16 protein-coding genes are annotated in these 19,167 nt (G+C 57.2%); 11 read left to right on the forward strand and 5 right to left on the reverse strand.

Translation table 11 applies throughout. From position 1 onward, the window contains the following. Positions 1–185: 185 nt before the first annotated feature. Positions 186–1,244, forward strand: a complete 1,059-nt coding sequence (gene nadA, locus TU86_RS07090) for a quinolinate synthase NadA (protein WP_048363578.1) — start codon at positions 186–188, stop codon at positions 1,242–1,244. A gap of 51 nt (positions 1,245–1,295) precedes the next feature. On the opposite strand, the gene TU86_RS07095 is transcribed toward nadA, so the two are convergent. Then, positions 1,296–2,726, reverse strand: a complete 1,431-nt coding sequence (locus TU86_RS07095; protein WP_048363579.1) for a M48 family metalloprotease — start codon at positions 2,724–2,726, stop codon at positions 1,296–1,298. Positions 2,727–2,851: 125 nt separating this feature from the next. Between TU86_RS07095 and TU86_RS07100 the strand changes: the two genes are divergently transcribed. Together TU86_RS07100 and TU86_RS07105 are read left to right on the forward strand one after the other, a co-directional pair. Further along, a complete protein-coding gene (locus tag TU86_RS07100; protein ID WP_048363580.1) occupies positions 2,852–3,091 on the forward strand; it encodes a sulfurtransferase TusA family protein in 240 nt (79 codons plus the stop codon). A gap of 32 nt (positions 3,092–3,123) precedes the next feature. Continuing rightward, positions 3,124–4,194 carry an AI-2E family transporter gene (locus tag TU86_RS07105; RefSeq protein WP_048363581.1) on the forward strand — a complete coding sequence of 357 codons (1,071 nt, stop codon included), beginning with the start codon at positions 3,124–3,126 and terminating at the stop codon, positions 4,192–4,194. A 72-nt stretch (positions 4,195–4,266) separates the two neighbouring features. Here TU86_RS07105 and acnB read toward each other — a convergent pair whose 3' ends face one another. Continuing rightward, positions 4,267–6,867, reverse strand: coding sequence for a bifunctional aconitate hydratase 2/2-methylisocitrate dehydratase (gene acnB, locus TU86_RS07110; RefSeq protein ID WP_048363582.1), 2,601 nt, complete (start codon positions 6,865–6,867; stop codon positions 4,267–4,269). Between the two features lie 406 nt (positions 6,868–7,273). Here acnB and TU86_RS07115 point away from each other — a divergent pair, with 406 nt between their 5' ends. After that, positions 7,274–7,744 (forward strand): DUF1289 domain-containing protein, encoded by a 471-nt coding sequence (locus TU86_RS07115; RefSeq protein WP_048363583.1) that lies wholly within the window; start codon positions 7,274–7,276, stop codon positions 7,742–7,744. 7 nt (positions 7,745–7,751) lie between these two features. On the opposite strand, the gene TU86_RS07120 is transcribed toward TU86_RS07115, so the two are convergent. After that, entirely contained in the window at positions 7,752–8,615 is an 864-nt protein-coding gene (locus tag TU86_RS07120) for a universal stress protein (RefSeq protein WP_048363584.1), read from the reverse strand. Between the two features lie 211 nt (positions 8,616–8,826). Here TU86_RS07120 and TU86_RS07125 point away from each other — a divergent pair, with 211 nt between their 5' ends. The 5 genes from TU86_RS07125 to TU86_RS07145 all read left to right on the forward strand — a co-directional run bounded on the left by TU86_RS07125 (position 8,827) and on the right by TU86_RS07145 (position 14,381). Next, on the forward strand, positions 8,827–9,435 hold the full coding sequence (locus TU86_RS07125; RefSeq protein ID WP_048363585.1) for a MiaE family protein: 609 nt from the start codon (positions 8,827–8,829) through the stop codon (positions 9,433–9,435). 192 nt (positions 9,436–9,627) lie between these two features. Continuing rightward, positions 9,628–10,101, forward strand: a complete 474-nt coding sequence (locus tag TU86_RS07130; protein ID WP_048363586.1) for a MarR family winged helix-turn-helix transcriptional regulator — start codon at positions 9,628–9,630, stop codon at positions 10,099–10,101. Continuing rightward, on the forward strand, positions 10,098–11,567 hold the full coding sequence (locus tag TU86_RS07135) for an efflux transporter outer membrane subunit (protein ID WP_048363587.1): 1,470 nt from the start codon (positions 10,098–10,100) through the stop codon (positions 11,565–11,567). Before TU86_RS07130 ends, TU86_RS07135 begins: the two co-directional genes overlap by 4 nt. A gap of 15 nt (positions 11,568–11,582) precedes the next feature. Beyond that, a complete protein-coding gene (locus tag TU86_RS07140; RefSeq protein WP_048363588.1) occupies positions 11,583–12,788 on the forward strand; it encodes an HlyD/EmrA/EmrK family protein in 1,206 nt (401 codons plus the stop codon). Between the two features lie 63 nt (positions 12,789–12,851). Beyond that, complete coding sequence (locus tag TU86_RS07145; protein ID WP_048363589.1) at positions 12,852–14,381, forward strand: DHA2 family efflux MFS transporter permease subunit; 1,530 nt, start codon at positions 12,852–12,854, stop codon at positions 14,379–14,381. 84 nt (positions 14,382–14,465) lie between these two features. On the opposite strand, the gene lpxH is transcribed toward TU86_RS07145, so the two are convergent. Continuing rightward, entirely contained in the window at positions 14,466–15,209 is a 744-nt protein-coding gene (lpxH, locus tag TU86_RS07150; protein ID WP_048363590.1) for a UDP-2,3-diacylglucosamine diphosphatase, read from the reverse strand. Further along, complete coding sequence (locus TU86_RS07155; RefSeq protein ID WP_048363591.1) at positions 15,206–15,709, reverse strand: peptidylprolyl isomerase; 504 nt, start codon at positions 15,707–15,709, stop codon at positions 15,206–15,208. Before TU86_RS07155 ends, lpxH begins: the two co-directional genes overlap by 4 nt. A 263-nt stretch (positions 15,710–15,972) precedes the next feature. Here TU86_RS07155 and TU86_RS07160 point away from each other — a divergent pair, with 263 nt between their 5' ends. Together TU86_RS07160 and cysS are read left to right on the forward strand one after the other, a co-directional pair. Next, positions 15,973–17,670, forward strand: coding sequence for a glutamine--tRNA ligase/YqeY domain fusion protein (locus TU86_RS07160; protein WP_048363592.1), 1,698 nt, complete (start codon positions 15,973–15,975; stop codon positions 17,668–17,670). A 21-nt stretch (positions 17,671–17,691) separates the two neighbouring features. After that, positions 17,692–19,074: a cysteine--tRNA ligase gene (gene cysS / locus TU86_RS07165; protein WP_048363593.1), complete on the forward strand. Its 1,383-nt coding sequence runs from the start codon at positions 17,692–17,694 to the stop codon at positions 19,072–19,074. The last annotated feature ends 93 nt before the right edge of the window (positions 19,075–19,167 follow it).

The raw sequence follows: 19,167 nt of genomic DNA on the forward strand, positions 1-19,167 counted from the left end.
TGAAATCGCTATCTGGCGTCTTGCCTGAAACATTAAACTTTTGAATCTCAAGCATATTCTGTAGCCTTGGCGCGCTGAATAGCTTGCCCGTGCCTGATAACACACATTCTCCCGGCGGGACTTGACGGTCCGGAGCCGGTGGTACACTCGACTTTCGCGCATAAGCGCTTGCAGGTCTTGCGAACATGACGCACATCTCTGAACGTTTTCTGATTCAAGCTCACCTTGACGCCAAGCAACCCAAAGCCTTGACCCAGGCAGAAGAAGCGACGTTGCGTGCAGCAATTGCTGCCGAACTCAAGGCTCAAGATGCGGTGCTGGTTGCCCATTTCTATTGCGACCCTGTGATTCAGGCGCTGGCAGAAGAGACGGGTGGCTGTGTTTCCGACTCCCTTGAAATGGCTCGATTCGGCGCTGCACATCCAGCTAAAACCGTGCTGGTCGCCGGTGTGCGCTTTATGGGTGAGACCGCAAAAATTCTCACCCCTGAAAAGCGCGTGCTAATGCCCACGCTCGAGGCGACCTGCTCGCTGGACTTAGGCTGCCCGGTGGAGGCTTTTTCAGCGTTTTGCGACAAGCACCCTGAGCGCACGGTGGTGGTGTATGCCAACACGTCGGCCGCCGTTAAGGCGCGCGCGGATTGGGTCGTCACCTCAAGCTGTGCGCTGGAAATTGTCGAAAGCCTGATGGATAACGGCGAGACGATTATCTGGGGGCCGGACAAACACTTGGGGCGCTACATCCAGCGTCAGACGGGTGCCGATATGTTGCTGTGGGACGGTGCGTGCATTGTCCATGAAGAGTTCAAGTCCAAGCAGCTTGAAGACATGAAAGCGCTGTACCCGGATGCGGCCATTCTGGTTCACCCGGAGTCGCCTGAGTCGGTAATCGACCTGGCAGACGCTGTTGGCTCGACCAGCCAATTGATCGCAGCGGCGCAGAACCTGCCCAACAAGACGTTTATCGTGGCCACCGATCGCGGCATTTTTTACAAAATGCAGCAGTTGTGCCCCGACAAGGTCTTCATCGAAGCCCCTACGGCCGGCAACGGCGCTGCGTGTCGCAGTTGCGCGCATTGCCCGTGGATGGCCATGAATACGCTAGAGCGTACGTTGGAGTGCCTGCAAAAGGGCACCAACGAGATCTTTGTTGATCCGGCGCTGGTGCCCCACGCCGTCCGCCCGCTCAAACGTATGCTGGACTTCACCCAGGCGGCGCGTTTGAAGCTGGCGGGTAATGCCTGACAGGCCCGATGACAGCTTGCCCTCACCCTCAGTGGGGAAGGGCAGGCGTTGTCAGTTCATCATTTCCTTGATGGCTCTTTCTTGGTCGAGCAAATCGCGTTGACGGGCATCAATGCGCGATGACAGCTGGAAGTTGTTGGTGAGTTTTTTGGCGAACTCCAGCTGTTGCAGTGCTTGCCGATAATCCCCCACCAATGCGAAGTATTCAGCGCGCGCCTGGTGCAAGCCGATGATGTTGCCCGACAGCCCTCGGGTTTCAGCTACCGAGTACCACACGTCCGGGTCGTCGGGGCGACTTTTGAGCAGTGCTTCGAGTGCTTTGTCAGCCTCGCCCGGGCGGTTTTGCTTGAGTAGCAGGTCGACGCGCGCCTGATTGAGCGGATAGTTACCCGGGTACAGCGTGCGCATCCGGTCTACACGCTGTTGGGCTTCTGCCAACCGGTTGCTGGCCGTGTCGAGTTCAATTTGCGCCAGGTTATACGTGATGTCGTTGGGCGACTTTTCCAGCAGTATTTTTAGATTTTCACGTGCTTCGTTAAATTGGCTGCCTTTGATTTGGGCGATCGCCAACCCATAGCGGGCGACATCGTTTTTCGGGTTTTCATCGAGCAAGACGCGAAAACGCTTGGCGGCCAGGCCGGGGGTTTCTTCGTAGTTGAGCTGGACGCGGGCGCGGATCAGTTGATAGCGCAGACTGTCTTCGGTGCCGCCGAGTTTGGCTTGCTCGGCGCGGTTGCGGGTGTCGGCGATGCGCGATTCTGTCACCGGGTGAGTCAGCAAAAACTCAGGTGGACGTCCGTCAAAACGGTATTGGCGCATCAGGCGTTCAAACATGGTCGGCATGGAGCGTGGGTCGTAGCCTGCTTTCTCCAGATTAAGAATGCCGATACGGTCCGCTTCTTGTTCGTTCTGCCGCGAAAAGCGTCGCTGCTCTTGCATGGCAGCTGCCTGGGTGCCGGCAATGGCGGCGATCCCTGCGTCACCTGCGCCCGCAGCGGCAACGATAATCCCGGCGAGTAAGGCGGCCATCATCGGCATTTGCATGCGTTGCTGGGCTTCTACACCGCGTGCGAAGTGACGTTGCGACAAGTGGGCCAATTCGTGGGCCAGTACCGAGGCGTATTCGCCTTCGGTCTGCGCGTTGAGAAACAGTCCGCCGTTGACCCCGATAATCCCACCAGGCGCGGCAAAGGCGTTGAGCTGCGGGCTGTTGATCAGAATGAATTCCAGGCGCCGATCCTGGACCTGGCTTGTCTCCACCAACTTGTAAACACTGGTTTCAACGTAGTCTTTGAGTTGTGGATCGTTAAGCTGCGAGACCTGACCACGAAGCATGCTCAACCAGGCGCGACCCAGTTGATACTCCTGCTGCGGCGATACGATGGACGAGCTGGCATCACCCAGCGACGGCAAATCGTCGGCGAAACTCGGTGATGCGAGCAGGCAAGCGAGCGTCAACAGGGTCGGGCGCAGAAAAGTCATGCACTAAGCTCTAGTCAGTAAAGCGCTTACTGTAGCTGCACACTTGGCTGGCGACCAGAGGTGGCTCGGCTTGGGGTATTCTAGCCGGCTAAAAATACCCGCAATGGTCGCCTGAGGAGCAATAAATGACTGAAGTGCCGCAGCATGATGTGGAACTCGACACCAGCGGTATGAATTGCCCGTTACCGCTGCTCAAGGCCAAGTTGGAACTCAACCGTCTGGCCAGTGGCGCGGTGCTCAAAGTCATTGCCACCGATGCGGGATCGCAACGTGATTTCCGTACGTTCGCGCGCTTGGCGGGGCATGCCATGTTGCGCGAAGAGGATGCGGCAGGCGTCTATCGTTACTGGTTGCGCAAGGCCTGAGCCTTGGTGTTGCCTTCTTTCAAGGAATATTGATGTTCAAAGTGTTGCGTGATTGGGTTCAGCGCTATTTCTCCGATGAGGAAGCCGTGGTGCTGGCAGTGTTGTTGGTACTGGCCTTTACGGCCGTACTGACCTTGGGCGGCATGCTGGCCCCCGTGCTGGCTGGCATGGTGTTGGCGTATCTGATGCAGGGCCTGGTGGTGGCTCTGGAGCGTATGCACGTACCGGGTGCTGCGGCGGTCGGCTTGGTGTTCGCATTATTCATGGGGCTGCTGCTGGTGTTTATCGTGGTGGTGGTGCCTCTGCTGTGGCATCAACTGATCACCTTGTTCAATGAGTTGCCGGGCATGCTCGCGAAGTGGCAGTCATTGTTGCTGCTGTTGCCGGAGCGGTATCCGCATTTGGTGTCGGATGAACAGGTGCTGCAAGCCATTGAAGTGGCTCGCGGCGAAATCGGCAAGTTCGGGCAATTGGCATTGACCTTTTCGCTGTCCAGTCTGCCATTGCTGGTCAATATGATGATCTACCTGGTGTTGGTGCCGATTCTGGTGTTCTTCTTTCTCAAGGACCGGGACATGATCGGTCGCTGGGTGCGCGGCTATTTACCGCGTGAACGGGCGTTGATCACCCGTGTGGCGCACGATATGAACCGCCAGATTGCCAATTACATTCGCGGCAAGGTGATCGAGATCTTTATCTGCGGTGGCGTGACCTACATTGCGTTTGTGGTCATGGACCTCAATTACGCGGCGTTGCTGGCGCTGCTGGTGGGCGTTTCGGTGGTGGTCCCCTATGTGGGAGCCGTGGTAGTGACTGTGCCGGTGTGCCTGATTGCCCTGTTTCAGTGGGGCTGGAGTGACCAGTTCATCTACTTGATGGCCGTATACGGGATCATCCAGACGCTGGACGGTAATGTGTTGGTGCCGCTGTTGTTCTCCGAGGCGGTGAGCCTGCACCCGGTGGCCATCATTTGCGCGGTGCTTTTGTTTGGCGGCCTGTGGGGCTTCTGGGGCGTATTTTTTGCCATCCCTCTGGCAACGTTGTTCAAGGCGGTGCTGGACGCCTGGCCGCGCAAGCAGCAAGTGGTTGCGCCGCTGTTGTAGCTCGGCGCTTTCTAGCAGGCAAGAAAAAGCCCCAGCTCTCACGAGTCGGGGCTTTTTCGTTACAGCATCAACTTACGCTTGAATAACCGGGATGTTGGCATTGGCTGCCGCTTCACGGAATTCGGCGATCTGATCAAAGCTCAGGTAGCGGTACACGTCCGCCGCCATGGTGTTGATCTCTGCTGCGTAGGCCATGTATTCCTCAACGGTAGGCAGACGACCCAGGATCGAAGCCACCGACGCCAACTCGGCCGAAGCCAGGTAAACGTTCGCACCGTCACCCAGACGGTTGGGGAAGTTACGGGTCGAGGTCGATACAACGGTCGAGTTCGGCTCTACACGTGCCTGGTTACCCATGCACAGCGAGCAGCCCGGCATTTCCATGCGTGCGCCAGCTTTGCCGTAGATGCCGTAGTAGCCTTCTTCGGTCAGTTGATGAGCGTCCATTTTGGTCGGCGGCGACAGCCACAGACGGGTTGGCAGCTGACCTTTGACCTTGTCCAGCAACTTGCCCGCCGCGCGGAAGTGGCCGATGTTGGTCATGCACGAACCGATGAACACTTCGTCGATCTTCTCGCCAGCAACGCTGGACAGCAGACGGGCGTCATCCGGGTCGTTTGGCGCGCAGAGCACAGGCTCATTGATGTCGGCCAGATCGATTTCGATGATTTCAGCGTATTCGGCGTCCGCATCGGCTTCCATCAGTTGCGGGTCGGCTACCCAGGCTTCCATCGCTTGAGCGCGACGTTCAAGGGTACGTGCGTCGCCGTAACCTTCACCGATCATCCAGCGCAGCAGGGTGATGTTGGAGTTCAGGTATTCAGTGATCGACTCTTTGGACAGCTTGATGGTGCAGCCAGCCGCCGAACGTTCTGCCGAGGCGTCGGACAGTTCGAACGCTTGCTCGATGCTCAGGTTGTCCAGACCTTCGATTTCCAGGATGCGACCCGAGAATTCGTTGATCTTGCCTTTCTTCTCGACGGTCAGCAGGCCTTTCTGGATGGCCACGTAAGGAATGGCGTGAACCAAGTCGCGCAGGGTGATGCCAGGCTGCATTTCGCCTTTGAAACGCACCAGGATCGATTCCGGCATGTCCAGTGGCATAACGCCAGTGGCAGCGGCGAATGCAACCAGACCCGAACCTGCCGGGAACGAAATGCCCATCGGGAAGCGTGTGTGGGAGTCGCCACCGGTGCCGACGGTGTCCGGCAGCAGCATACGGTTCAACCAGCTGTGGATGATGCCGTCGCCCGGACGCAGAGAAACGCCGCCGCGGGTCATGATGAAGTCAGGCAGGGTGTGGTGGGTGGTCACGTCGATCGGCTTTGGATACGCCGCAGTGTGGCAGAACGACTGCATCACCAGATCTGCGGAGAAGCCCAGGCACGCCAGGTCTTTCAGTTCGTCACGGGTCATGGGGCCGGTGGTGTCCTGAGAACCCACGGTGGTCATTTTCGGTTCGCAGTAAGTGCCCGGGCGAACGCCGGTCACGCCGCAGGCCTTGCCAACCATTTTTTGCGCCAGGGTGAAGCCCTTGGTGCTTTCAATAGGTGCTTCCGGCTTTTTGAACAGGTCGGTAGGACCCAGACCCAATTCGGCGCGTGCCTTTTCGGTCAGGCCGCGGCCGATGATCAGCGGGATCCGGCCGCCAGCGCGTACTTCGTCCAACAGCACCGGGGTCTTCATTTCGAAGGTAGTGATGACTTCATCGGTACCGTGCTTGCAGACTTTGCCAGCGTGCGGGTACAGGTCGATCACGTCGCCCATGTTGATGTTCGACACATCGAATTCGATGGGCAGTGCGCCCGCATCTTCCATGGTGTTGTAGAAGATTGGAGCGATTTTGCTGCCGAAGCAGAAGCCGCCAGCACGCTTGTTCGGTACATAAGGAACGTCGTCACCGAAGAACCACAACACCGAGTTGGTAGCCGATTTACGCGACGAACCGGTACCGACTACGTCACCGACGTAGGCAATCGGGAAGCCGTCGTTGCGCATTTCTTCGATTTGCTTCATCGGGCCGATGGAGCCTTGAACGTCCGGCACGATACCTTCACGAGCCATTTTCAACATGGCCAGGGCGTGCAGCGGGATGTCAGGGCGCGACCAGGCGTCCGGAGCAGGCGACAGGTCGTCGGTGTTCGTCTCGCCAGTGACCTTGAACACGCGCAGGCTGATTTTGTCAGCCAGGGTTGGACGGTTCTTGAACCACTCGCCGTCAGCCCAGGATTGCACCACTGCTTTAGCGTGGGCATTGCCATTTTTGGCTTTTTCAGCGACGTCGTGGAAGGCGTCAAACATCAGCAGGGTGTGCTTGAGTTGCGCAGCGGCAACCGGTGCCAGCTCAGCGTCGTCCAGCAGGTCAACCAGCGTCACGATGTTGTAGCCGCCTTGCATGGTGCCAAGCAGTTCAACAGCGCGTTTTTTGCTGATTAGTGGGGAGGACGCTTCGCCCTTGGCGATCGCGGCCAAGAAGCCGGCTTTTACGTAGGCGGCTTCGTCCACACCCGGTGGAATGCGGTTGGTGATCAGGTCTACGAGGAATTCTTCTTCGCCAACTGGCGGGTTTTTCAGCAGCTCAACCAGGCCTGCGGTTTGTTCGGCGTTAAGCGGCTGGGGAACGATACCCAGTGCTGCGCGCTCTTCGATATGTTTGCGGTAGGCTTCAAGCACAGTTATTACCCTCATCATTGGTCCCAAATGGGTGTCCGGGACGCTCATCCAGGAATGCCAGGCACTCATGCGCTGCGGGGCTTTTTGGGCCGCTTAGCCAGAGTTGCAGAGATTCCCAACAGAAGCTGTTTTCAAAGTTTTACGCCCTAGGAACGGTGGGGGTGGTGCTGGTGGGTGCGGGGAGTTGCATGGCAAGTACCCATCACCCACACCGTTCTTCAGGATCAACTGTGCTCGTGACGCTTTGAAAACAGCTTCTAACGGACATTGGCGCCTTAAAAGGCAGGCCGATTCTACGGCAAAAACGCGCCAAAGGTAAGTTAGCCCCTGAAGGTTGAGGGGTGATCTGCGTTAGACAAAGGGCTAACATGGGCGCCTGTTTCGCTCTGCAGTGCTCTATTTCGCTATGCCCAATCAAACCATCAAGACCCCTTGTATCGGCCTGTGCTCAACGGTTTACGGCGACCTGGTGTGCCGTGGTTGCAAGCGTTTCCATCATGAAGTGATTCACTGGAACGGTTACAACGACGCTGAAAAACAGGCTGTCTGGCTAAGGCTTGAGCAATTGTTGGTGCAGGTGATGGCGGGCAAGGTCGAGGTGTTTGACGCGCACGCGCTGCGGGCTCAGATGCTGGCGCGCCAAATCCGCTTTGCGCCGCATCAGTCTGAATATTGTTGGGCTTATCAGCTGATTGCCCGCGGGGCGCGGGTCATCAATCAGCTGCAAGCCTATGGCATGGTGCTGTTGCCGGAGTTTCGCGACTGGAGCTTGCCCGAGCTGCGTGATGCCATTGATCGGGAATTCTTTCTGCTGTCCGAAGCTCATTATCAGCGTTACATCGCCCCCAGTTTTCTGAAGGATGCGCTGGGCCGCTAACCGACAATCAGCCTTTGGACGCGAGTTTCTCCAGATGACGGGTCATTTCTTGAGGCTTGAGCACCAGAATGTCGCTTTCCAGTGTGTCGATGACCACTTCTGCGGTGTTACCGATCAAGGCGCCTGAAAAACCGGTCCGTGCCACAGTGCCCATCACGGTCACGGCAGCCTCCAGTTGTTTGGCGATCCGCGGGATAATCACATCGGCTGGGCCTTCTTCGACGTGCAGACGGCTGCTTTCAATGTCGTATTGCGCCTGGAAGCCTTCGCAGGCCTTGCGATAAATCGCTTCATATTCGGTTTCAATCGGGTACGCGGCTTCGACCGCTGCCAGCATCGGCGCCGGAAAAGCACTGACTACGTGAAGGCTGCCTTTCACGAGATTGGCGATATTGAAGCCGTGGTCAACAATGCTTTTGTGCAGTTCCATGTGATCTGCATCGTCGTTGCCTACGTCCACGGCCGCCAATACGACCCCGCCTTCCCAGGCCTGCGCCTTTTTGGCCAGTAACACGGGAGATGGGCAATAACGCAGCAGCTTCCAGTCTTCTGGCGTGAGCAACAGCTTTTTCAAGGGGTTGTCGGGAAGATGCTGCTTGATCACCAGATCGCAATTATTGTCTTGCTGTGTACGGATGATGGTCTGGTGTTTGCTCTCATGCCAGGCGCACTCGCCGGTGACGGTAAAGCCTTCAGCTTTCAGCGTGACTTCAAGCATGCTGAGCAATGAGCTGTGTTTTTTCTCTTTATCGCAAATCAACAGGTGCAGGGTTGCCCCGGTTTTTTCGGCGATCTGTTTGGCGCGCTTCAGTGCGAGGCTGTCCTTTAACTCAGGTTCGATAACCACCAGCAGCTTGTTGATTGTTTGCATGGCCCGGCTCCATGAAAGATTAGTGCAACCACTATAGTTGCTCGCAGGTTGAGTGCGTGTTGATGCATATCAACCTGTCAGGCTGGTGCTGCGGCGTGTGGCCCGTATAATTGGCGGCTTTTGAAACTCCAGCCCTTGTGAGCCTCATGTCAGCCATTCTTGTGAAAACTGCCGGTCCGTTGCGCAACTCTCCTATGCCGGGAGCGTGCGCGTGATTCTTCCTGAAATTCATGAGTTTCTCGGCTGTCGCACCCCGGATGGTTGGATCAAGGCGGCATTGGCGGATCAGGAAACCTTGCTGATCGACCACAAAAATTGCGAATTCAAAGCGGCCAGTACCGCGTTGAGCCTGATTGCCAAGTACCACTCGCATGTTGATCTGATCAATATGATGTCGCGCCTGGCACGTGAAGAGCTGGTGCATCACGAGCAGGTCATGCGGTTGATGAAAAAGCGCAAGATCGAACTGCGCCAACTGTCGGCAGGGCGTTACGCCTCGGGTTTGCGTAAAGTGGTGCGCAATCACGAACCTGTGAAGCTGGTGGATACGCTGGTGGTAGGGGCATTTATCGAGGCCCGCAGTTGCGAGCGTTTTGAAGCACTCGTGCCGCATTTAGATGAAGAGCTGGGCAAGTTTTACTTCGGTTTGCTCAAAAGTGAGGCCCGGCATTTTCAGGGTTACTTGAAGTTGGCTTATCAATACGGCGATGCCAAAGACATCGCCTTGGTGATCGAGCGGGTCAGAGCGGCAGAGCAAGCGCTGATCGAAACCCCGGATGTCGAGTTTCGTTTCCACAGCGGCGTTCCTGCGCAGGCATAAAAACCGCTTGCGCCATGAGCTTCACGTTTTAGGTCAAGACCCATTGTGTTCCTGAATGACGAGGCCATCTGGCCTCGGCGTCGGCGTGCCTGCAACTATAAATAGGTAGCCAGCTATTTATATTCTTGACATTAGCTGCCTAGACAGTAATATTTCGAAACATTACTGCCTAGGCAGCTTCCTGGTGGCCTGATGAAGCACTTCAATCCCGATAACTTTCAACATTGCACCCTGGGTTTGCTCCTGGGGCGAGCCGCGTTGCTTAAAGACCGCATCATTGATCGCCACATGGAGCCTTACGGCATCACCGCGGCGCAGTTCAAAGTGCTGATCATCATGGCGCAGTTTGACGTTGACACCCCGGCGGAGCTGTGTCGCCACCTGTCTGTGGACAGTGGATCGATGACCCGCATGCTGGATCGTCTCGAGCAAAAAAACCTGCTGATGCGCCAACGCTCCGAGGCCGACAGGCGTCAAGTACGGCTCGTGCTGACCGTTGACGGCCAGGCCCTGGCCGACCAGTTGCCAGAAATTGGGGCCAACGCCATGAATCAGTTGGCGGGCGCCATTACTGCGCAAGAACTGCAACAACTTGAACAGATCCTGAAAAAAATACTGCTGGCTGCCGGTGACGCGATCACGGTCCAGCGCTTAGGTGGAAAATGAGCGACACAACCTTGCGTACAGGCTTAGGTCTGGTATTTGCGTCGATGGTACTGGCCGGTTGCGCCAATTATCAGGGGCTTGCGACCGACGGCGTTAGCCTTCAAGCCCATCATCTGAAGGCCGGGCAAACGCTCAGTGGCGCCCGCATCACCCCGGCCGCCTGGCCTGAAAAGGACTGGTGGAAGCGATTAGGCGATGCGCAATTAGACGGCCTGATTCAAGAAGCCCTGCGCGATAGCCCGGACATGCAGGTGGCCAGTGCGCGCACTCACCAGGCGGCCGCGGCTGCCAGTGCCGCTAATGCGCAGCGCATGCCAACGCTGGATGCCGGTGCTGATGTCACGCGCTCGCGACTCTCGCGCTCGCAAGACCCCGGCGGGCAAGGCGGACGTTACAGCACAGAGCGCGACATCAATCTGACCTTCAATTACACCTTCGATCTGTGGGGCGGCCAGCGTGATGCGTGGGAAGCGGCAGTGGGCGAGGCGCGCGCAGCTGAAGTGGATGCTCAGGCCGCACGCCTGACCCTGGCCAGTGATGTGGCCCGCGCCTACAGCCATTTAGGGCATGCGTTCAGTGTGCGTGATCTGTCCAAAGATGATCTTGAACGCACCCGTAAAATGCTTGAGCTGAGCCAGCGTCGTCTGGATTCGGGTATTGACAGCCACTACCAGTATCAGCAAACCGAAAGCCTGGAGGCCAGCGCTGAAGAGCAGCTGATCAACGCCCAAAAGCAGCTCAGCTCTGCGCGTATTGCGCTGGCCGTGCTGTTGGGCAAAGGGCCTGACCGTGGCGCTGAGATTGCGCGGCCCGCGGTGTTAACCCCCAACGCGGTGGCGCTGCCAAGCATTTTGCCTGCGGACTTGCTCGGTCGTCGTCCGGACTTGGTGGCGGCCCGCTGGCGGGTCGAAGCAGCCAATAAACATATCGCGGCGGCCAAGACCCGCTTTTATCCCAACCTCAACTTGACGGCCGCTGCCGGCACCCAGTCATTACTGGGGGATGCACTGTTCGGTCCAGCCAGTCGTTTCTTCAACATTGCACCGGCGGTATCGCTGCCCATTTTTGACGGCGGGCGTTTGCGAGCCGGGCTGGATGCCGAAGATGCGAACTACGATCTGGCGGTCGCGCAGTACAACAAAATGTTGGTGGGGGCGCTCGGCGATGTCAGCGACACCCTTGGGCAGTTGCGCGCTACAGGTCAACAAATCACCGCGCAGCAGCGGGCAACCGAGATTGCACAGAACTCGTACGACACGGTGTTGCAGCGTTACGGCTCGGGTGTCGGCAACTATCTGGAGGTGCTGAGTATTGAGCAGCAATTGCTTGAGGCCCAGCGTCAGTTGGCAGACGTGAATGCACAACAGATCGACCTCTCAATTCAATTGATGCAGGCCCTGGGCGGCGGCTTTGAGCCCGCCCACACGGCGCTGGCCGTTCCTTCCCAAGCCTCGCTGGCAGAATAATTTCAGGTACTCGTCATGGCCACTGTGCAAACACCGAATGAAACGCAACACACCGAAGACGCGGGCAATACGCGCAAACGTAAACTCTGGCTGGGCGGTCTGGCACTGCTGGTCGTGCTCGCTGTAGTGGGCGTGTGGGCCTGGCATGAGCTGTATGGTCGCTGGGCTGAAAGTACCGACGACGCTTACGTGAATGGCAACGTGGTTGAAATCACACCTTTGGTCACCGGTACGGTGGTGAGCATCGGCGCCGATGATGGCGATTTGGTGCACGAAGGGCAGGTGTTGCTCAATTTTGACCCGAGCGACTCGCAAGTCGGCTTGCAAAGTGCCGAGGCTAACTTGGCGCGCACGGTGCGTCAGGTCCGTGGCCTGTTCAGCGATGTGGACGGCATGAAGGCTCAAGTGGCGGCACAAAAATCTGACGTGCAGAAAGCGCAAGACAACTACAGTCGCCGTAAGAGTCTGGCGGCAGGCGGGGCGATTTCTCAGGAAGAGCTGTCTCATGCGCGGGACGATCTAGCGTCCGCACAAAGTGCGCTGCGTCACGCCGAGCAACAACTTAATACCACCACGGCTTTGGTGGATAACACTGCGGTCGCCAATCACCCGGACGTTCTGGCCGCTGCCGCGCAGTTGCGCCAAGCGTACCTGGAGCACGCCCGCACCACGTTGATTGCGCCCGTCACGGGCTATGTGGCCAAACGCACTGTGCAACTGGGGCAGCGAGTTCAGCCGGGCACTGCGCTAATGGCGGTGATTCCCCTGAACCAGCTGTGGATCGACGCCAACTTCAAGGAAACCCAACTGCACAATATGCGCATCGGTCAGCCGGTTGAGATCGAGTCGGACATTTATGGCAGCGATGTGAAATACAGCGGTTCCATCGACAGCATTGGCGCCGGTACGGGCAGCGCGTTCGCGCTGTTGCCTGCGCAAAACGCGACGGGTAACTGGATCAAAATCGTCCAGCGGGTGCCGGTACGCATTCATATCAATGCCGATCAGTTGGCACAACATCCATTACGAGTGGGGTTGTCGACGGTAGTGGACGTGAACCTGCGTGACCAAAGTGGCCCGGTGCTGGCGCAACAGCCGCCGCAAAAAGCCACCTTCACCACCAATGTGTACGACAAGCAACTGGCGGATGCCGAGGCGCTGATTGCGCGCCTGATCGACAGCAACAGTGCCGCCTCGGGCAACTCTGCCGCTACGCGTTGATTCGCCAATCCATAAGCCCCGTCGCACTGGCGGGGCTGCGCCGCCTGTTTTAAAGGATTTGCGATGAGTACAAACGCGTCATTTACCCCGCCAAGCTTGCTGTTCGCCACCATTGGCCTGTCGCTGGCGACCTTTATGCAAGTGCTCGACACCACCATTGCCAACGTCGCCTTGCCGACCATCTCCGGCAACCTGGGCGTGAGTTCGGAGCAGGGCACGTGGGTGATTACATCTTTTGCTGTCAGTAATGCGATTGCCTTGCCGCTGACCGGCTGGTTAAGCCGACGCTTTGGCGAGGTGAAGCTGTTTCTGTGGGCCACGATTTTGTTCGTGCTGGCCTCCTTTTTATGCGGCATCTCCACCTCAATGCCTGAGCTGGTGGGCTTTCGGGTGCTTCAAGGGTTGGTTGCCGGGCCTTTGTATCCGATGACGCAAACCCTGCTTATCGCGGTGTACCCACCCGCGAAACGGGGGATGGCACTGGCATTGCTGGCCATGGTCACGGTGGTCGCGCCCATTGCGGGGCCGATTTTGGGCGGCTGGATCACCGACAGTTACAGTTGGCCGTGGATCTTCTTTATTAACATCCCGATTGGCATCTTTGCGGTGATGGTCGTTCGCCAGCAATTGAAGGCGCGGCCGGTGGTGATCACCCGTCAGCCTATGGATTACGTGGGGTTGATCACCCTGATCATTGGGGTGGGCGCGCTGCAAATTGTGCTGGATAAAGGCAATGACCTGGACTGGTTCGAATCCAACTTCATCCTCTTGGGCACGGCGCTGTCGGTGGTTGCGCTCGCGGCGTTTGTGATTTGGGAAATGACTGACAAGCACCCGATCGTCAATCTGCGCCTGTTCGCTCATCGCAATTTTCGAATCGGCACCATTGTGCTGGTGTTGGGCTATGCCGGTTTCTTCGGCATCAACCTGATCTTGCCGCAATGGTTGCAAACGCAGATGGGCTACACCGCTACCTGGGCCGGTTTGGCGGTGGCGCCGATTGGTATCTTGCCGGTATTAATGTCGCCGTTCGTGGGCAAGTACGCGCACAAGTTTGATTTGCGACTGCTGGCCGGTCTGGCCTTTTTAGCCATTGGCTTGAGCTGCTTTATGCGCGCCGAGTTCACCCATGAGGTGGACTTCCAGCACATTGCGATGGTGCAGTTGTTTATGGGGATTGGTGTCGCACTGTTTTTTATGCCGACCCTGAGCATTTTGATGTCGGACTTACCGCCGCAGCAGATCGCGGACGGGGCAGGGCTGGCCACCTTCCTGCGTACGTTGGGCGGCAGCTTTGCCGCATCGCTGACCACGTGGATCTGGATTCGTCGGGCTGATCAGCATCATGCCTACATGAGTGAAAGCATGAGCACCTATGACCCTGTTACCCGGCATGCGCTGGAAAATCTGGGCGGTGCAAGCACCAAGGCTTATGCGCAGATGGACCAAATCCTGACAAGCCAGGCGTACATGTTCTCTACCGTGGACTACTTCACGATGATGGGCTGGCTGTTTATGGGGTTGATTCTGATCGTGTGGCTGGCCAAGCCACCGTTCGCAGCGAAGGCGGGTCCGGCGGCAAGCGGGCATTGATGAATCGTTTGTCACCCGCCCGCAGGCGCTGGCGACAGCTGCCATCTTTTGAACGCTAGCAGCCCTCGGCAGTGCCTGCAGAGATCAAGCGGCGGGCGGTAATGCCCGCTGAAAATCAAACGGCATCAGTTGCATGCCTTGCTCATCTACTTGCAATACCCAGCCTTGACGGTCCCAGTCACCGAGCACAATGCGCTTGGCGGCGTGCTCGCCGATTTGCAGTTTGTGAATCGCCGGGCGATGGGTGTGGCCATGAATCAAGGTGTGGACGCCGTACTGGGTCATGATTCGGGGGATTTCTTCGGGGGTCACATCGACAATGTCGTTGGCTTTCATGCGGGTCTGAGCACGGCTTTCACTGCGCAGTTTGCGCGCCAGTTTATGCCGGGTGCTCAGTGGCAGGTGCCGCAAAACCCAGAGCGTCACAGGATTACGCAGGTAGCGTCGCAGGCGCATGTAAGCTTCGTCGCGGGTGCACAAGCTGTCGCCGTGCATCAGCAATACCCGTTCGCCGTAGAAATCTACCACGCTCGGGTCTTTGAGTAGGGTGCAGCCAGCGGCCTTGCAAAAGGTCTGGCCAAGCAGAAAATCTCGATTGCCGTGCATCAGGAAAATCGGTGTGCCGCTGTCGCTCAGGGCGCGCAGTGCCTCACAGATTGAGCGCTGATAGGGCGTCATGGCGTCGTCGCCAATCCAGGCTTCAAAAAAATCACCCAGAATGTACAGCGCCTGTGCCGAGCGCGCACGCCCGGTCAGGAAATCCAGAAACGCCCGGGTAATGTCCGGGCGCTCCTCTTCCAGATGCAAGTCTGAAATCAGCAGTATCACTCAATGATCTCGGCTTTCTCGAGGATCACGTCGTCTGCGGGTACATCCTGGTGACCGGCCTTGGAGGTGGTCGACACGCCTTTGATCTTGTCGACAACGTCTTGGCCTGCGGTGACTTTACCGAATACGGCATAGCCCCAGCCCTGAACGTTTTTGCCGCTGTGGTTCAAGAAGCTGTTGTCAGCCACGTTGATGAAGAACTGGGCAGATGCCGAATGCGGCTCCATGGTGCGGGCCATGGCAACGGTGTATTTGTCGTTCGACAGGCCGTTGTCAGCCTCGTTCTGGATGCTTGGGCGCTTGTCTTTCTTTTCTTTCATGCCAGGCTCGAAACCGCCGCCTTGAACCATGAAATTGCCGATGACACGGTGGAAAATGGTGTTTTCGTAGTGGCCGGCTTTTACGTATTCGATGAAGTTGGCGACGGTGATCGGCGCTTTTTCAGCGTTCAGTTCGATCACGATGTCGCCGTGGTTGGTCGTCAGTTTTACTTGGGTCATGGTTGCTGTCGCTCTATCTAATGAATTCGTGGGGCGTGTGCGTATGGCTTGCCGCTCTTGGCCAAGGTACGGCCCAGCGGCGGAGTTTAGCCTGCCCGCCCGGCATTTCGATGCTGTTTTTGCTATATGGGCATTAAAAGCAGGCATTTCAAGGTGCCTGATTGCGTGCCTGCTCTGTCAGTGACTTGACAGCATCGGCTATGATAGGCGCTTTGATTTAGTCGGCCGCCCCAGGCCGCGCACTCGTTATGTTCAAGGATCCTATGAGCAAGCCCACTGTCGACACCACTCTGAATTCAAAGGCTGGCCCTGCTGTCCCGGCCAATTTCCTGCGTCCAATCGTTCAGGCTGACCTTGACTCGGGTAAATGCAAACAGATCGTGACCCGCTTCCCGCCAGAACCCAACGGGTATCTGCACATCGGTCACGCCAAGTCCATTTGCGTGAACTTTGGGCTGGCTCAAGAGTTTGGCGGCGTCACGCACTTGCGTTTTGACGACACCAACCCGGCCAAAGAAGATCAGGAATACATCGACGCGATTGAAAGCGACGTGAAATGGCTGGGCTTTGAGTGGTCCGGCGAAGTGCGCTATGCCTCGCAGTATTTTGACCAACTGCATGAGTGGGCGGTTTACCTCATTAAAGAGGGCAAGGCTTATGTCTGCGACCTGACCCCCGAGCAAGCCAAGGAATACCGCGGCAGCCTGACCGAACCGGGTAAAAACAGCCCGTTCCGCGAGCGTAGCGTTGAGGAAAACCTCGACCTGTTCGCACGCATGAAAGCGGGCGAGTTCGAAGACGGCAAGCGCGTACTGCGCGCCAAAATCGACATGACCTCGCCCAACATGAACCTGCGTGATCCGATCCTGTATCGCATTCGCCATGCTCATCACCATCAAACCGGTGACAAGTGGTGCATCTACCCCAACTATGACTTCACTCATGGTCAGTCAGATGCGATCGAGGGCATCACTCACTCGATCTGCACCCTGGAATTTGAAGGGCATCGTCCACTGTACGAATGGTTCCTCGACAACCTGCCGGTGCCGAGCAAGCCGCGTCAGTACGAATTTTCGCGCCTGAACCTGAACTACACCATCACCAGTAAGCGCAAGCTCAAGCAATTGGTTGATGAAAAACACGTCAATGGCTGGGACGATCCGCGCATGTCCACGTTGTCGGGTTTCCGTCGCCGTGGTTATACGCCCAAGTCGATCCGCAACTTCTGTGACATGGTCGGCACCAACCGTTCTGACGGCGTGGTCGACTTTGGCATGCTGGAATTCAGCATCCGCGACGACCTGGACCACAGCGCACCGCGCGCCATGTGCGTACTGCGTCCGTTGAAAGTCATCATCACCAACTACCCTGAAGACAAGGTTGAAACCCTTGAGCTGCCGTGCCACCCGAAAGAAGACATGGGTGTTCGCGTGTTGCCGTTCGCGCGTGAAATCTATATCGACCGTGACGACTTCATGGAAGAGCCGCCAAAAGGTTACAAGCGCCTGGAGCCAGCAGGCGAAGTGCGTTTGCGCGGCAGCTACGTGATTCGTGCCGACGAAGCCATCAAAGATGCCGATGGCAACATCGTTGAGCTGCATTGCTCATACGACCCTGAAACCCTGGGCAAAAACCCTGAAGGCCGTAAGGTCAAAGGCGTGGTGCATTGGGTGCCGGCAGCAGCCAGCGTCGAGTGTGAAGTGCGCTTGTATGATCGACTGTTCCGCTCTGCGAACCCTGAAAAGGCTGAAGATGGCGCGGGCTTCCTGGAAAACATCAATCCAGACTCGCTGCAGGTTTTAACCGGTTGTCGTGCAGAGCCTTCGCTGGGCAATGCGCAGCCTGAAGACCGTTTCCAGTTTGAGCGCGAAGGTTACTTCTGCGCTGATATCAAGGATTCGAAGCCAGGTCGTCCGGTATTCAATCGCACTGTGACCTTGCGAGATTCGTGGGGCCAGTGAGTCAGTTTTAAGGAAATCTTCGTGTTAACGATCTACAACACGCTCACCAAGAGCAAAGAAGTGTTCAAGCCTCTGGATGGCAACAACGTGCGTATGTACGTGTGCGGCATGACCGTATACGACTACTGCCACCTTGGTCACGGCCGCAGCATGGTTGCTTTTGACCTGGTGACCCGCTGGTTGCGTTTCAGTGGTTACGATTTGACCTATGTGCGCAACATCACCGACATCGACGACAAGATCATCAACCGTGCCCGTGAAAACGGCGAAACGTTTGAGGCGCTGACCGAGCGCATGATCGCGGCGATGCATGAAGATGAAGCGCGGCTCAACATCCGTAAACCGGACATGGAGCCGCGAGCCACCGATCACATTGCGGGCATGCACGCAATGATTCAGACCCTGATCGACAAAGGCTATGCCTACGCCCCGGGTAATGGTGACGTGTACTACCGCGTTGCCAAGTTCATGGGTTACGGCAAGCTGTCGCGCAAGAAGATCGAAGACTTGCGCATTGGCGCACGCATCGAGGTTGATGAATCCAAAGACGATCCGCTGGATTTCGTACTGTGGAAAGGCGTCAAACCGGGCGAGCCGAGTTGGGAATCACCGTGGGGTCCGGGGCGTCCGGGCTGGCACATCGAGTGCTCGGTGATGTCGACATGCTGCTTGGGCGAGACATTCGATATTCATGGTGGCGGCAGTGACCTTGAGTTTCCGCACCATGAGAACGAAATTGCCCAGAGTGAAGCAGCGACAGGTAAAACCTACGCCAATGCCTGGATGCACTGCGGGATGATTCGCATCAATGGCGAGAAGATGTCCAAATCCTTGAACAACTTCTTCACTATTCGCGATGTGCTGGAGAAATATCACCCGGAAGTGGTGCGCTACCTCCTGGTGTCCAGCCACTACCGGAGTTCGATCAACTACTCCGAAGACAACCTTAAGGACGCGAAAGCGGCGCTTGAGCGCTTCTATCACGCACTTAAAGGCCTGCCAAACGCAGAGCCTGCGGGTGGGGAAGCGTTTGTCGAGCGGTTCACCCAGGTGATGAACGACGATTTCGGTACTCCGGAAGCGTGCGCCGTGCTGTTTGAAATGGTGCGCGAGATCAATCGCCTGCGTGAAACCGATCTGCACGCGGCTGCGGGTTTGGCTGCGCGTCTCAAGCAGTTGGCTGATGTGCTGGGTGTATTGCAGCTCGAAGCAGACGAGTTCTTGCAGGCTGGCGCGGAAGGCAAGGTGGATGCTGCTCAAGTGGACGCTTTGATCGAGGCGCGTTTGGCCGCTCGTGCGGCCAAAGAGTGGGCTGAGTCCGACCGCATTCGCGATCAATTGAGCGCAATGGGTGTGGTGCTTGAAGACGGAAAAGGCGGGACAACTTGGCGTCTGGCTGACTAAGTTGCTCGTGTTGTGAACTAAAGCCCGCCCAGTGCGGGCTTTTGTTTGGGTGATCGTTTAGCTGGGCGCATGAAAACGGCACCCGAAGGTGCC

The sequence above is a fragment of the Pseudomonas weihenstephanensis genome, from assembly GCF_001043055.1.
GTDB lineage: Bacteria > Pseudomonadota > Gammaproteobacteria > Pseudomonadales > Pseudomonadaceae > Aquipseudomonas > Aquipseudomonas weihenstephanensis.

What these genes read in the sequence shown, in the direction of transcription:
- nadA (WP_048363578.1), top strand. Translation starts at nt 186, where the DNA reads ATGACGCACATCTCTGAACGTTTTCTGATTCAAGCTCACCTTGACGCC.
- TU86_RS07095 (WP_048363579.1), bottom strand. Translation starts at nt 2,726, where the DNA reads ATGACTTTTCTGCGCCCGACCCTGTTGACGCTCGCTTGCCTGCTCGCA.
- TU86_RS07100 (WP_048363580.1), top strand. Translation starts at nt 2,852, where the DNA reads ATGACTGAAGTGCCGCAGCATGATGTGGAACTCGACACCAGCGGTATG.
- TU86_RS07105 (WP_048363581.1), top strand. Translation starts at nt 3,124, where the DNA reads ATGTTCAAAGTGTTGCGTGATTGGGTTCAGCGCTATTTCTCCGATGAG.
- TU86_RS07115 (WP_048363583.1), top strand. Translation starts at nt 7,274, where the DNA reads ATGCCCAATCAAACCATCAAGACCCCTTGTATCGGCCTGTGCTCAACG.
- TU86_RS07120 (WP_048363584.1), bottom strand. Translation starts at nt 8,615, where the DNA reads ATGCAAACAATCAACAAGCTGCTGGTGGTTATCGAACCTGAGTTAAAG.
- TU86_RS07130 (WP_048363586.1), top strand. Translation starts at nt 9,628, where the DNA reads ATGAAGCACTTCAATCCCGATAACTTTCAACATTGCACCCTGGGTTTG.
- TU86_RS07135 (WP_048363587.1), top strand. Translation starts at nt 10,098, where the DNA reads ATGAGCGACACAACCTTGCGTACAGGCTTAGGTCTGGTATTTGCGTCG.
- TU86_RS07140 (WP_048363588.1), top strand. Translation starts at nt 11,583, where the DNA reads ATGGCCACTGTGCAAACACCGAATGAAACGCAACACACCGAAGACGCG.
- TU86_RS07145 (WP_048363589.1), top strand. Translation starts at nt 12,852, where the DNA reads ATGAGTACAAACGCGTCATTTACCCCGCCAAGCTTGCTGTTCGCCACC.
- TU86_RS07155 (WP_048363591.1), bottom strand. Translation starts at nt 15,709, where the DNA reads ATGACCCAAGTAAAACTGACGACCAACCACGGCGACATCGTGATCGAA.
- TU86_RS07160 (WP_048363592.1), top strand. Translation starts at nt 15,973, where the DNA reads ATGAGCAAGCCCACTGTCGACACCACTCTGAATTCAAAGGCTGGCCCT.